Source organism: Paenibacillus sp. JT22N1 (assembly GCF_059692155.1).
In genome coordinates this window covers 60,243-73,862 of the sequence record NZ_JCAUAW010000022.1, presented here as the reverse complement: position 1 = coordinate 73,862, position 13,620 = coordinate 60,243, and the positions used below count along the sequence as shown (strand labels likewise).

General features: G+C 46.2%; 10 protein-coding genes. 7 read left to right on the top strand and 3 right to left on the bottom strand.

The genetic code is table 11. From position 1 onward, the window contains the following. Nucleotides 1–38 precede the first annotated feature (38 nt). Nucleotides 39–3,014 carry a family 78 glycoside hydrolase catalytic domain gene (locus tag AC58UU_RS31895; protein ID WP_497321542.1) on the top strand — a complete coding sequence of 992 codons (2,976 nt, stop codon included), beginning with the start codon at nucleotides 39–41 and terminating at the stop codon, nucleotides 3,012–3,014. Nucleotides 3,015–4,401: 1,387 nt separating this feature from the next. On the opposite strand, the gene AC58UU_RS31890 is transcribed toward AC58UU_RS31895, so the two are convergent. Both AC58UU_RS31890 and AC58UU_RS31885 read right to left on the bottom strand, forming a co-directional pair. After that, nucleotides 4,402–5,115 (bottom strand): DUF977 family protein, encoded by a 714-nt coding sequence (locus AC58UU_RS31890; protein ID WP_497321540.1) that lies wholly within the window; start codon nucleotides 5,113–5,115, stop codon nucleotides 4,402–4,404. Next, nucleotides 5,090–6,721, bottom strand: a complete 1,632-nt coding sequence (locus tag AC58UU_RS31885) for an ATP-binding protein (RefSeq protein WP_497321539.1) — start codon at nucleotides 6,719–6,721, stop codon at nucleotides 5,090–5,092. The genes AC58UU_RS31890 and AC58UU_RS31885 overlap by 26 nt, the downstream gene beginning before the upstream one ends. Nucleotides 6,722–6,946: 225 nt before the next feature. Here AC58UU_RS31885 and AC58UU_RS31880 point away from each other — a divergent pair, with 225 nt between their 5' ends. The 6 genes from AC58UU_RS31880 to AC58UU_RS31855 all read left to right on the top strand — a co-directional run bounded on the left by AC58UU_RS31880 (nucleotide 6,947) and on the right by AC58UU_RS31855 (nucleotide 12,851). Then, nucleotides 6,947–8,014: a Bug family tripartite tricarboxylate transporter substrate binding protein gene (locus AC58UU_RS31880; protein WP_497321538.1), complete on the top strand. Its 1,068-nt coding sequence runs from the start codon at nucleotides 6,947–6,949 to the stop codon at nucleotides 8,012–8,014. A gap of 72 nt (nucleotides 8,015–8,086) precedes the next feature. Next, on the top strand, nucleotides 8,087–8,545 hold the full coding sequence (locus AC58UU_RS31875) for a tripartite tricarboxylate transporter TctB family protein (RefSeq protein ID WP_497321536.1): 459 nt from the start codon (nucleotides 8,087–8,089) through the stop codon (nucleotides 8,543–8,545). Nucleotides 8,546–8,600: 55 nt separating this feature from the next. Then, complete coding sequence (locus tag AC58UU_RS31870) at nucleotides 8,601–10,127, top strand: tripartite tricarboxylate transporter permease (RefSeq protein ID WP_497321534.1); 1,527 nt, start codon at nucleotides 8,601–8,603, stop codon at nucleotides 10,125–10,127. A gap of 96 nt (nucleotides 10,128–10,223) precedes the next feature. Continuing rightward, nucleotides 10,224–11,147 carry an AEC family transporter gene (locus AC58UU_RS31865; RefSeq protein ID WP_497321533.1) on the top strand — a complete coding sequence of 308 codons (924 nt, stop codon included), beginning with the start codon at nucleotides 10,224–10,226 and terminating at the stop codon, nucleotides 11,145–11,147. Between the two features lie 31 nt (nucleotides 11,148–11,178). Further along, nucleotides 11,179–12,612: an NAD-dependent malic enzyme gene (locus AC58UU_RS31860; RefSeq protein ID WP_497321531.1), complete on the top strand. Its 1,434-nt coding sequence runs from the start codon at nucleotides 11,179–11,181 to the stop codon at nucleotides 12,610–12,612. After that, nucleotides 12,609–12,851 carry an HPr family phosphocarrier protein gene (locus AC58UU_RS31855; RefSeq protein ID WP_171646211.1) on the top strand — a complete coding sequence of 81 codons (243 nt, stop codon included), beginning with the start codon at nucleotides 12,609–12,611 and terminating at the stop codon, nucleotides 12,849–12,851. The genes AC58UU_RS31860 and AC58UU_RS31855 overlap by 4 nt, the downstream gene beginning before the upstream one ends. A 488-nt stretch (nucleotides 12,852–13,339) precedes the next feature. Here AC58UU_RS31855 and AC58UU_RS31850 read toward each other — a convergent pair whose 3' ends face one another. Further along, nucleotides 13,340–13,546, bottom strand: a complete 207-nt coding sequence (locus AC58UU_RS31850) for a YrzA family protein (RefSeq protein WP_047673864.1) — start codon at nucleotides 13,544–13,546, stop codon at nucleotides 13,340–13,342. Nucleotides 13,547–13,620 lie beyond the last annotated feature (74 nt).

The window sequence follows — 13,620 nt, the reverse complement described above, 5'->3', positions numbered from 1 at the left end:
CGAAGTAACAATCATTATTTTAGGTGGAGGCAGATGAAATGAGACAATTAGAAATCGACTGGCAAGCACATTGGGTTTGGGGTAATGGTGAAGTAAGTCCACGAAATGAGTGGCGGTGTTTTAGAAAGACATTCGATGTGGGCTCTGAAGGCTGGGGAGCAGCAAAAATATCCATAACGGCTGATTCGCGATACGCTTTATATGTGAATGGAACCAAAGTGGGACGAGGTCCTGTTCGCTCATGGCCATTCGAGCAGTCCTATGATACATACGAAATTGGACATTTGCTGCAGAAAGGACGACCTAATGTGATTGGGGTTATGGTGCTCCATTTCGGTGTGTCCAATTTCTATTATTTGCGCGGACGCGGGGGGTTGTTAGTGCAAGTGGAGAGTGAGCATGAGGGTCATTCTCTCTTAGAGCTGGTGACGGATGAAAGCTGGAAAACCTCGCTGCATCTTGGGTATGATAGCCGCTCTGGGCGGATGTCGTGCCAGCAAGGCTATGCTGAGCGGATGGATGCGAGCGCTTGGCCAATGGATTGGTATTTGACAGATTACGATGATTCTGCGTGGGGTCAAGCCACTATCGTTGGAGCTGTTGGTATAGAGCCTTGGAGCCGTCTTGTGCCGAGAGATATTCCATTCCTTACTGAGGAACTCGTTTGGCCGGTTCGTATCGAATCCCTTCATCAGGTAAAGCCCGTTGCATGGACTGCCTCGATTGATGTCCGTAATCAAATGGTGCCAGAGAGTGTGAATCACGCGAATCCAGTGGGTTTTGCTGGGTATATGGCAACGGTAGTGAGAACCGAGAAGGCAGTAAAAGCTGTGTTAGGAATCGTACAGCCGAGCACTGTGAAGGGATGCAGCGTGAATGGAGAGTGGCTGGAACCGGAGCGCTATACAGGAGTATTGCCGGAAAGGTATGCCGAGATAGAACTGAAGGCAGGAGACAATCTCATCTTGCTGGAAACGACCGGAGTTGACCATGGCCGAACATTGCAATTTGGCATTGATTGTGAAGCTTATTTTGAGGTCGTTTCTCCTTTAGGGGAGGCAGGTATCGATACGTCTCCATTTATTTCAATTGGTCCTTTTGCATCTTTTGAATGCATTGATCACCAGGAAAGCAGTGATTCTTTGCACCCATATGAAGGATTTGGGTCTTCTTCAGCGGGTGCTGATCGAAAGGATGAATTGGATGCGGATGTCTTGCCAGCTTTTAACACGTATGTAGAGATTCGGAGTCTTTCTACTGCTAAGGACCTGAGTCGCTATACGGATTGGATTCGCCCTTACCCACTGGAATTGGTGAGCAGGGATTCTATCTTTGCACTCAGTGTTTGGAAAAAAGAAGCGCTGGCGCAAGCTGTGCCGTACCCTTTGCAGCAGGCAGTTATCCCAAGTGTGAATCCTGCAATATTGCCGAGATACGAGGGTGCAGATACGGAATTTATCCTTGATTTTGGCCGTGAGTTATCGGGCTTTATACAATTTGAAGTAGATGCCGCTGAAGGAACCATACTTGATTTCTATGGCTATGAATATATGCGCGACGGGTGGCGTCAAGACACGTTCGATTTAGACAATACGCTGCGATACACGTGTTCAGAAGGACGTCAATTGTATACCTCTTATGTGAGGAGAGGATTCCGATATTTGATGGTTACGGTAAGAAATGCTGCAAGAGCAGTCAAAATGTATGGCGTACAGGTGCAGCAAAGTAATTATCCCATAGCCGAGATAGGCAAGTTCCAGAGTTCTGATGCGCTTTTGAACGATATATGGCAGATTAGTAAGCACACAACTCGACTTTGTATGGAAGATACGTTCGTTGATTGTCCGGCTTATGAACAGGTTTTCTGGGTTGGAGACAGCCGCAACGAGGCTTTAGTCAATTATTACGTGTTCGGAGCTACGGAGATTGTAGAGCGTTGTTTGAGGTTAGTGCCTGGTTCCAGCACACAAACACCGTTATACGTGGATCAGGTTCCTAGTGCTTGGAGCAGCGTTATTCCGAACTGGACGTTTTTTTGGGCACTGGCCAGCTGTGAATATTACGAGCATACAGGCGATGAGGTTTTTGCGAGAGACTTATGGCCGCATATTCGTTTTACCCTTGAGCATTATGAACAAAAACTCGATGATCGAGGATTATTGTTCATAAAAGGCTGGAACTTGCTGGATTGGGCACCGATTGATCAGCCGAATAATGGGGTGGTCACCCACCAGAATATGATTCTGGTCAAAACGCTGCGTAGCGCGGCAGAGTTGGCGAAAGCCGTTGGCGATGTGGGAGAAGCAGCTGAATATGAGGGGAAAGCGCTTCGTCTGAGCCAAGCCATTAACAAGCATTTATGGAGTGAGGAGCGCAGTGCATACTTGGATTGTATCCATGCAAATGGCCGAGCTTCGACTGTTTTCAGTATGCAGACACAGGTTATTGCCTACTTGTGTGGTGTCGCTGAAGGCGAACGCGCAGAGCAGATGAAGACATATTTGTTTGCTCCGCCGACGGATTTTGTTCAAATCGGCAGTCCGTTTATGTCCTTCTTCTATTATGAGGCTCTCGCGAAAATGGGCCGCATTGGAATTGATCGCATGATCACAGATATGAGGAAGCATTTTGGGCAAATGATTGAATATGATGCCACGACCTGCTGGGAAATGTACCCGAATTTCGCGGAAAATAGAGCGAACCCTGATATGCTTACGCGCAGTCATTGTCATGCGTGGTCGGCTGCGCCAGGCTATTTCTTAGGCGCGCATGTGCTTGGTGTCACTCCCGCCGACAAAGGCTGGCGGAAGGTCATTGTCGCCCCGCAGCCAGCGGATTTGCAGTGGGCGAGGGGTACTGTTCCGCTGCCGCAGGAGGGACGAATCGATGTCGCTTGGCGACTCGAGGAGGACGGACGCGTGATGCGGCTGCAGGTTTGGGCGCCGCGCAGCGTGGATGTGGAGATCCGCATCCCGGACGGCATGGACGGGATTGTGGAGCGTCACGAGGTGTGACGCAAAGAGACGCCGGCTGGTTTAGCCGGCGTCTTTGTTTATGGATTTTATTCTATAGCTACTTAGGGCACTCATGTGGATTCCAAGATTATTAGGATTTCTTATATGTTTTGGGATTGTGGGATGAGAACGCGAAGCTAACCCGCTATTTAGCCTGGCTAGTTATGGATTCTGCCTGAGTAAGGAGGATACATGATGAGATTATGTTTTCTGGGTTTGTGACCTCTGGTTTTTGGGAGAAATGGTGAAGTAGGAAGTTGTAAGTGATTAAGTTTTCTGTGATTTTGTCTTCTGGATTATGGAGAAGTGGTTCATTATGAAGGCAAGTTGTACAACGTACAACAATTTCCGGATGAGCAAGCGAATGACTATTATAAACAGCTGGGGGGATAACCTACTTTGCATCAACCCTGACAAACACTCCATTCAAGGACGGTTTAAGCCAGTTTTCTTCTATTGATCGTAGCTTTTGATATACATCACTGAAAGGGCTAAAAAAGTCATCTCAGAGGAGAGAAAACAGCTAATTCCAGCTGAGAAGACCGAAAAGGACGTTTCAGATCCAGTGAGAGGTGTTTGGGAGGATATACATTAACGTTGGATGATTACGCTGTTTTTCAGCGTTACAGCCAGGATCTATTCGTTTTCCGAGCTTATTCAGTACAGACGTACTGGACTGACTGCAGAGAATTCGATTTTCGACCTCTTAGACTCTTTCGGCGGGCTTAGGCTTGAGGAACTCTTGCTTTAAGAGCGGAATACGCGCTTATTGATTTGGGGCCACAAGAATAAGCGCGATTTCCGAGCTTATGCAGTACAGACGTACGGGACTGACTGTTGAGAAGTCGATTTCCGACTTCTCAGACTCTTTCGGCGAGCTTAGGCTTGAGTAACTTTCGCTTTAAGAGCGGAAAACGCGCTTATTGGTTTGGGGCCACATGAATAAGCGCGTTTTCCGCGCTTATTCTGCCCGGACGCACAGGAAGGTCTGCTGAGAAGTCGATTTCTGACCTCTCAGACTCTATCGGCGAGCTTAGGCTTGAGGAGCTCTCGCTTTAAGAGCGGAAAACGCGCTTATTGGTTCGGGGCCACATGAATAAGCGCGTTTTCCGCGCTTATTCTGCCCGGACGCGCAGGACGGTCTGCTGAGAAGTCGATTTCTGACTTCTCAGGGGCTACGTATGAGCTTCGGCTCGCGGAGCTCGCTCTGAAAGTTCGGTTTCTGTGCCTATTTGTTCGGGCGCTCCAGATTAAGCGCGTTTTCCGTGCTTATTCATCTCGGACACGCGGGACTGTCATCAGAAATGGCCACGAAGCATCGCAAATCAAAGCTGTAAAGCTATTTTTCGGCGATACAGCCACGGTCTAATAAGCATAATACCTACAATCAAGCTTTTTTCCTCCGGTACACTCGCTCCGGCCGGCCAACCACACCGTAAGACAGGTCGGCGTATAAATCGCCCGAGCTGACTAAGTGCTCCAGGTAGCGGCGGCCGGTGGAGCGGCTGACACCGATTTCCTTGGCGATTTGATCAGCGGTCAAGCCGCCGGATGCGCTAGAAATCGCTTGTACGATTTTTACCAATGTGAGCTTATCAATCCCTTTGGGCAGGAAAGAGGTGTCCAAGTTGGTTTCTTTCTTGGAAGTTCCAGACATAAGGCGATCGACATCGCTCTGATTGATCATACCGCTTTGGTTCATCCGACTGAGTTCACGATGGAAATTCAGATATCGCACTAGCGTTTCTTGAAGCCGATTAAAGACGAGCGGTTTGATGATATAATCAAACGCACCGCTGCGTATGGCGTCACGAATGGCGTCTATTTCTTTGGCAGCAGTGATCATAATGACGTCTGTTTCCCGGTAATGCTGTCGAATAAAGGAAAGCATCTCTAAGCCGTTGGCGCCCGGTAAATACACATCGAGTAGGACGAGATGCGGAGTCAGAATTTCCAACTGTTCCTTGGCTTGACCCAGATCCGTGGCGATACCGACAACGTGGAATCCATCTACTTTTTCTATGAATCGTCTGTTAATCTCAGCAATTTTCTCATCATCTTCTACGATTAATACTTCAACGGTTTGATTCTGGTGTTCCATGGGGTAGATTCCTTTCTTTGAGATCAGGGATTTTGGGAATCGCAACGGTGAAAATCGTGCCGCCTGCGGGGTTTTTATGAAATGTAATGTACCCACTCAACTTTCCGACGGCATGCTGGACCAAAGCGAGTCCAATGCCGCGGTGTTCCCCTTCTTTGGTTGAAAAGCCTTTCTCAAATACAGCCATACTCGTTTCCTCAGGAATTCCTACGCCTCGATCCTCGCATTCGATAATAAGATCCTCACCAAGGTCGGTTAGAAATAATTTCACATACGGCTCCGTCTGATCGCCACCAGCAAGCACCGCTTCCATGGCATTGTCAACGAGGTTACCGATGATGGTGACGAGCATATTTCGATCAATTTGAGCCGGGATGTCGCTGAATGAGCTTTCGTGATCAATTTCGAAGGTTATCTTTAACTCCTGTGCATGATTAAATTTGCCAATGAGCAGCCCGCCAATCATGGGATCTGGGATTTCTCGCATAATGAACTGTACCCAATTCTGATGCACATCGGCCTCCCTGGAGATAAGTTCCACAGCTTCTTGATACGATTCAAGTTGAATTAGCCCAGAGATAACATAAAGCTTGTTCGAAAATTCATGCGTTTGTGCGCGAAGCGCTTCTGCAAAGCGTTTGACCTGAGACAGTTCCTCGGCTAATCGATACAGGTCGGACTTGCTGCGAAAGCTCGAAACTGCACCGGTCACGCCGAATTTTCGCTCAATGATCGGTACCCGATTCACAATCACCTCATGGTCACCAATGAGCATTTCATGGTCAAATTCGGCTTTACCCGAACGAACGACTTCATACAATCTCGTATTCGGTATAACATCTTCAATTTGTCTTCCAGTAATCTTTGCCGTGACAGGCAGCTGAAGCAGCTGAAGCGCATAGCGGTTAGCCATCGTTATAATACCCTCACGATTAACCGCAATGATACCTTCGCGAATGGATTCTAGAATTGCCTTCTTTTCGGTATATAATGCGCCGATTTCCTTGGGCTCCAAGCCATGAATGGAACGCCGGACATTATGGGCGATGAGGACAGAGCCAACAAGTCCAATGATGAGAACAATCAATGAGATCATTTCGATTCGTGTTTGATACGCTGTAGTAATTAGTGCAATGTCTTCTGTCAGGAAGCCGACGGATACGATACCGATCACTTGGCCATTGTCGCCAAATACCGGAGCTTTGCCGCGGAGTGAGGGACCGAGAGATCCAATCGCCTTGGAAATAATGGATTGCCCCTCGAGAACGGGACCGTTGTCTCCACCTACCATTTCTTTGCCTATTCGGTCAGGCAGGGGATGCGAATAACGGATACCTTCGCGGTTCCCGACAACGATGTATTCCGCATCTATTTTCTCACGTACCGTCTCCGCAATGGGTTGAATGACGGCTGAGGGGTCATTTAATTGAAAGGCATGCCTTATTTCAGGCATACTAGCCACTGTTTCGGCTACCTTCAAGGCGCGTGTACCAATTTGATCCTCAAGGGCGGAGGTCATCAAGTAATAGAATATGCCGCCTAGACTTAGGATGATGAAGACAAGCAGTGAACAAATAATCAAGATTAGCTTGGTTTGCAGCCTCATTCCGAGTTAAAGCCCCCCGTTTTTGCTAGTATTGTATCATAAAGCGCTCTCATTTTGAGGGAAAACGCGTTGGAGCCGTCGTGAACAATATGAACAAAATGCCCAAAACGATGTTATTATAATTAATCTTGTTAAACTTCTCAATTTTCTATTCAGGTGATATTCTGAAAGCGCTTCAAAGAAAGCGGATACACGTATAAAACCAAAAAGTTGGAGGGGTTTCATTTGATAAAAAATGTCTTAGCAGCATCTTTGAAAGTAACATCGATCAGTTTATTAGCAATCTCCTTGGCAGCATGCGGTAATGGGGCAGCTAAACCAACAGACGCAACGGGTGACAAGACCAAAGAAACAACAGCACCAGCACAAGCAGCATCCAAATATCCAGAAAAAGCGCTGAGCATCATCGCTCCATCCGGCGCAGGTGGCGGCTGGGATATGACGGCTCGTACGATTGCCAAAGTATTGTCGGAAACGAAAGCGCTTGATAAACCGATTTCGGTTGAAAATAAACCGGGTGGAGGCGGCGCCGTTTTCATGGCTGAATATGCAACGAAAGATGTGAAAGATAATTATAAATTGTTCGTTAGCTCACCGCCGATTCTTATTAACCATCTAAAAAAAGAAGGTAACACGCCTTACGGTTATGCAGATACAACGCCACTTGCGCAATTGACGAAGGATTATGGCGCAGTTGCGGTTGCGGCAAACTCGAAATATAAAGATTTGAAATCACTGTTGGATGATATGAAAGCGGATCCTACGAAACTGACGGTTGCTGGTGGTTCTGCACCTGGCTCCATGGATCATCTGGTTTCCATTCTTCCTGCCTTTAAATACGGTATCGACCCGAAAAAGGTGAAATACGTATCCTATGATGGCGGCGGGGAAGCGGTAACAGCTTTACTCGGCGGTAATGCGGATGTGCTCGGAACCGATGCATCTTCCCTGGATCAGTATGTGAAAGCTGGCAAGATCAGAATACTGGCGGTGGCATCACCACAACGACTTGGTGGCAGCATGAAAGATGTTCCAACGATGAAAGAACAAGGTATTGACGCTGAGTTCTTAATCTGGCGCGGCTTCTTCGGACCTAAGAATATGGATGCGGGTGCGAAAAAGTTCTGGGAAGATACGATCAAGAAAATGGTTGATTCCGATACATGGAAAAAAGAAATGACAGCGAACAACTGGGAAACTGACTATAAAAAAGCGGATGATTTCAAAGCTTTCCTAGGTCAGCAAGAAACGCAATTGAAAGATATGTTGACAGCTTTGGGTATGCAGAAATAAGAGAGCCTTGGGATGCTGGGGAGAAGTGAATTTCCTTCTTCCCATGCACGAAGGGCGGGAGGTTGAGAACAGATGAACACCATGTTTGACCGTTATGCAGGTATCGTTTTTTTCGCTATCGGCACCACATTTGTGATCGGCAGCAGGAGCATTTCGACAAGTGCTTACGGCAGTAATGTAGGCGCGAATATTTTCCCAATGATGCTGGGGGCTTTCTTAGCATTAATGAGCATTCGTCTCATTTATGATACGTTCCGCAAGCAGCAAACGAAAAAACATAAAGAAAATTTGGATTACAAAAGATTTGGTATCATTTTCGTTTCAGCAGTTCTTTATGCGTTATTTCTCGAAGATATCGGATTCGTCATCTCCACGTTTCTCTTTTTAATGATTGGGTTCCAAACGATGCATAAAGGTAGAGTTTGGGTTTCGCTTTTGATCTCAGCTGCATTCTCCTATGGGGTGTATACGCTGTATGTGAATGGATTGGATGGATCTCTTCCTGGATTCCCAACTTGGTTAGGCTTCTAAGATATCGCTTACGCAGTGGGTTTGCTAAAAAGCAAGCTCTAAGGAGGTTATTGAAATGAGCACGATTGATTATGTGCTTCATGGCTTGGGTACTGCAATGCAGTGGCACAATGTCGTGTTTGTTTTTCTAGGCGTATTAATTGGTACAGTGGTAGGTGTCCTACCCGGGATTGGACCCATGAGCGGTGTAGCTCTGTTAATCCCGATAACAGCGACAATGACCGCAGGATTAGGTCCTGAAGAAGCCGCGACGAGCTCCATTATTTTGCTTGCTGGTGTCTATTATGGAGCGATGTACGGAGGTTCGACGACTTCCATCCTGCTGAATACACCGGGGGAATCTTCTTCCGTAGTAACGACCCTAGATGGTTATCAGATGGCAAAACAAGGCAGAGCCGGGGCGGCGCTTGCGATTTCAGCGATTGGTTCCTTTGCTGCCGGCATTATTTCTCTAATAGGCCTTATTTTCCTTGCTAGGCCTTTGTCGGCGGTTGCCATCAAGTTTGGTCCTGCCGAATATTTCTCTCTCATGGTTCTCGGCTTACTCGCAATCAGCGGTCTAGCTGGCAAATCCATGGTCAAAGCTTTAATGATGACAGCATTCGGGTTGCTGCTCGCAACGATCGGGATTGATAATGTATCCGGCGTTGAACGGTTTACATTTAATATTCCGGAGCTCTATCAGGGCTTGGAATTCCTTACTGTGGCCGTAGGTACTTTCGCTGTCGGTGAAGTATTTAAGACCATTCTACAGCGAGAAGGAAACGATGGTGAATTGGCTAAAATCAATCGAATCCTACCGACGAAGCAGGATTTGAAGGATAGCGCGGCACCAATCGCTCGAGGCTCGGTTCTTGGATTTTTCATCGGGCTTCTGCCTGGAGCCGGTGCCATTCTTGCCTCCTTTTTCGCTTACATTGTAGAAAAGAAAATCAGTAAACATCCCGAGAAATTCGGGAAGGGTGCCATTGAGGGTGTAGCTTCTCCGGAAGCCGCGAATAATGCGGCGTCAGGCGGCGCCATGATTCCACTTTTGACACTCGGCATTCCTTCATCCGGTACAACCGCTATTCTGATGGGTGCTTTCATTATGTACAATGTTCAGCCGGGTCCTTTGTTATTCCAAGATCACCCGCAGCTCGCATGGGGCGTTATTGCAAGTATGTTCGTCGGCAACCTGATGTTGCTAATTCTAAATATGCCGCTCGTCAAAGTGTTTGCGAAAGTCATTGAAACACCAACGAAATATTTGATTCCATTAATTATCGTGTTTTCCGTATTCGGTGTGTACGCAGTTCAATATTCAACGTTTGATTTGCTCTTAATTATGGGCTGCGGTCTTGTCGGGTACTTCTTATCGAAAAACGATTACCCGTTAGCGCCACTGGTACTTGGTCTTATTCTTGGACCGATGCTGGAAAATAACATGCGCAGAGCATTGACCATTTCGAATGGAGATTTCATGATTTTCTTACAAAAACCTGTTTCTCTCATCTTCTTGATCATTGGTTTCTTATGGTTGACGATTCCTTTAATCCTGAAGATGAGAGGTAAAAATGTTCTTGTAAACGAAGAAGCATAAGTTGAACGAAAACCCCTATGATGCTGGGTGGAGCTCTGATACCAATCAGCCTCTACTTTGTGGAATAGGGGTTCCATTTCATGGAGTGAAATTCAGATGGACGTACTTTTTCTTATCGTGCTCAATGTCATTGTACCTGTATTTTTATTAATTGGAGCAGGGGCTTTTATGCATCGTGTATTTCATTTTGATATGCATACACTGTCTAAGCTCAATGCGTATTTCTTACTTCCAGCTGTCTCTTTTGCGAATATTTATCAAAGTAAGCTGGAATGGAGTACTCTGCTGCAAATCGTTAGCTTTTTGATTCTACAAAGTATTGCTCTTATCGCGCTGAGCGTAGGAACAGCAAAGCTAGCTAAATTTGATAAGAGCTTGTCCTCTAGCTTTTCGAATAGTGTAGTGCTTAGCAATTCGGGTAATTTCGGCTTGCCAGTGTCACAGCTTGTGTTTCAGGGGAACCCGGTCGGCTTGTCTGTTCAAATCATTGTAACCATCTATCAAAACCTGTTAACGCATACCTTTGGCTTGGTTAATGCGGTTTCCGCACAAAGCCAAGGGCAGAAGATGCTGCGGGAGCTTTTGAAAAACCCCATGATTCATGCATTTCTACTAGGGTTGCTAATGCATGTTCTGGCGATTCCAATCCCAGCTTTCATATGGCATCCGATCCAAAATGTAGCTAATGCTTTCCTTGCGATTGCACTAGTTACATTAGGTGCACAGAGTGCTTACTTGCAGTTTAAGCGGCTAAGCAGCGCACTTATCTTCAGTCTGCTTGGAAGACTAATTGTCTCCCCGATCCTAGCATTAATTTTCATTTTACTGCTTCATTTAGAAGGTACAACGGCACAAGCATTGTTTATCGCCAGCTCGTTTCCCACGTCAAGGAACAGCGCGGTATTTGCATTAGAATACGGGAATCACCCGGAATACGCAGCTCAAGTGGTGCTGCTTTCTACTTTGTTCAGCAGCTTGACTGTTACCTTAGTCGTGTACGTATCAAAAATATTATTTTAGGCATGATGCCCGTAGAAACGAGGAGTTCAATTTGAAAGACACTATAGGTGGCAAAAGCATTATTCTGCGTGTGGAGCTGCAAACTGAAGCCGTTCATTTTGGACAATTAATCACCGTCATTACGGAAAATGGTGGGGATGTTATTGCCATTGACGTTATCCAAACAGGTCCAAATTGGACGGTTCGTGATATTACTGTCACAGCATCCGAACAGGTTCAACTGGAGGCCGTCACCAGCGCCATCAAGTTGCTTCAGGGTGTAAAGCTTGTTCATGTATCGGATCGTACCTTCCTTCTTCACCTAGGTGGCAAGATCGAGATGAAGCCTAAAGTGCCGATTCAAAATCGGGACGATCTGTCTCGTGTGTATACACCCGATGTTGCGCGAGTTTGTATGGCGATTCATGAGAAGCAGGAGAATGCGTACAAGCTTACGATTAAGCGAAATACGGTTGCTGTTGTTTCGGATGGCAGTGCGGTGCTAGGTTTGGGTAATATTGGACCCTACGCAGCTATGCCGGTCATGGAAGGTAAGGCGATGCTGTTCAAGCAGCTCGCGGATGTCGATGCCTTTCCAATCTGCCTAGACACGCAAAACACGGAAGAAATCATTACCACGATTAAGAATTTAGCTCCTGCTTTTGGCGGGATCAATTTAGAGGATATCTCTTCGCCGCGTTGTTTTGAAATTGAGGAAAGGCTGCGCGAAGAGCTTGATATTCCTGTATTCCATGACGACCAGCATGGGACGGCAGTCGTTCTGTATGCGGGGCTCATTAATGCACTGAAAGTCGTAGGGAAATCGATTAATGAAGCTAAGGTTGTCATCTGTGGAATTGGGGCTGCTGGCATAGCTTGTTCTAAAATTCTACTCGCAGCAGGTGTCAAGGAATTGATCGGAGTTGATCGAGAAGGGGCTTTGGTGAGCAGCACTTCGTATAGCAATCCCATGTGGAACTGGTACGCGGAACGAACCAACCCAAATCGACTTACGGGTTCCTTGCACGAAATTATTGAAGGTGCCGATGTATTTATCGGCTTATCCTCCGGGGGTGTGCTAAAGCGAGTCGATGTTGAACGGATGTCGCCGCATCCCATTGTATTCGTGATGGCGAATCCGACACCGGAGATTCATCCGGATGAAATTGAAGACATTGCAGGCGTAATAGCGACTGGAAGGTCTGATTTCCCGAATCAGATTAATAATGTCCTATGCTTCCCAGGCATATTTCGAGCTGCATTAGATTGCCAGGCTACAACAATTAATGAGGAAATGAAGCTAGCTGCTTCCGCGGCCATCGCCTCAGTTGTAGCTCCGCAAGAATTGAACAAACTGTACATTATTCCGAGTGTTTTCAATCAAGAGGTAGTTAGACGTATTCGAACAGGGGTCATTGAAGCAGCAATAAGAACCGGAGTGGCTCGGAGAATGCCGCGTGAATTCAGGTCAGGGGGAGCTATATGAGTGGACTGGATACAAGAGCGATTGTAGAAATCAATCAGTTGGCTAATCAATTTCAATCGAGCATTGTTATCAAAGTGGGCAAGCGTTTTATCGATGTCAAAAGTATTCTTGGTCTAAGCATTACGCTTTTCAGCAACGAGGTGTATCACTTAGAAATTCATGGCCCCGACGAAGCTAAGGCTAAGCTTGCAATGGAGCAACTATTTATCAAACATGGGCTTCCGCTAAGCGAAGTTTAATCGTGAATGGAGGTTGCCACTAAAGGAGGCACTAAGTGCAACACTAAGTGGCAATACAAAGTGCAACACCCAAGTGTAGCACCAAGCGCAACACCAAGTGAGGAAATCCCGAAATTTAAGCAAAAAAACCTTCGACACCACTATTAAAGTGGATCTGAAGGTTTTTTTTACGCAATATTACTTACATTAGAGGGGATTTGGAACACAAGTTGTACGCGTACAACAATTTCCTTAATTTCTTCTTGGTAAACGGAAGATGTTGTATGTTGTGCAACAATTATGCCTTCATTCCTGCTTTAGAGCTACTTTGGGCTGGAAAACACTCTAGTCCAGAGTCAGTGATAATCGTTTATCTAGTCATATAATGCATGTTTTGAGTTTTGGGAAGAAGTCTTAAAGTTTCAAAAGGAACTACGATGCGCTATTTATCGAAAATACGTGCGCCCAGAGTCCGATAGACCTGAGGCTTAGCCCCAGGCTATTTTTAATTACTTCACCTTAAAATGCACAACTGCGCTGTACAGCATTTTACCCGCGTTCGGGTCGAACACAATGTGATGCTGAATCGCGAAGACGTCCAGCAGTAAAGCTTTGTTGTTATCGATTTGCTCGTTGATTTGCCGTTCCAGCGTTTTCATATCATAAGCTTGAAAAAACTCGATTTTATTATCTATGCGGTCCAAAATAAAGTCCATGATCTTACTCCTCCCTAAGCTAAGTTGTAAAGTTAAGACAACTTCTCTTATTATAACGTCAATATCTGATATAG

Excerpts from the sequence above, each read along its gene's own strand:
- AC58UU_RS31870 (WP_497321534.1), top strand. The coding sequence starts at position 8,601 with ATGAGCACGATTGATTATGTGCTTCATGGCTTGGGTACTGCAATGCAG.
- AC58UU_RS31890 (WP_497321540.1), bottom strand. The coding sequence starts at position 5,115 with ATGGAACACCAGAATCAAACCGTTGAAGTATTAATCGTAGAAGATGAT.
- AC58UU_RS31875 (WP_497321536.1), top strand. The coding sequence starts at position 8,087 with ATGAACACCATGTTTGACCGTTATGCAGGTATCGTTTTTTTCGCTATC.
- AC58UU_RS31850 (WP_047673864.1), bottom strand. The coding sequence starts at position 13,546 with ATGGACTTTATTTTGGACCGCATAGATAATAAAATCGAGTTTTTTCAA.
- AC58UU_RS31885 (WP_497321539.1), bottom strand. The coding sequence starts at position 6,721 with ATGAGGCTGCAAACCAAGCTAATCTTGATTATTTGTTCACTGCTTGTC.
- AC58UU_RS31855 (WP_171646211.1), top strand. The coding sequence starts at position 12,609 with ATGAGTGGACTGGATACAAGAGCGATTGTAGAAATCAATCAGTTGGCT.
- AC58UU_RS31895 (WP_497321542.1), top strand. The coding sequence starts at position 39 with ATGAGACAATTAGAAATCGACTGGCAAGCACATTGGGTTTGGGGTAAT.
- AC58UU_RS31865 (WP_497321533.1), top strand. The coding sequence starts at position 10,224 with ATGGACGTACTTTTTCTTATCGTGCTCAATGTCATTGTACCTGTATTT.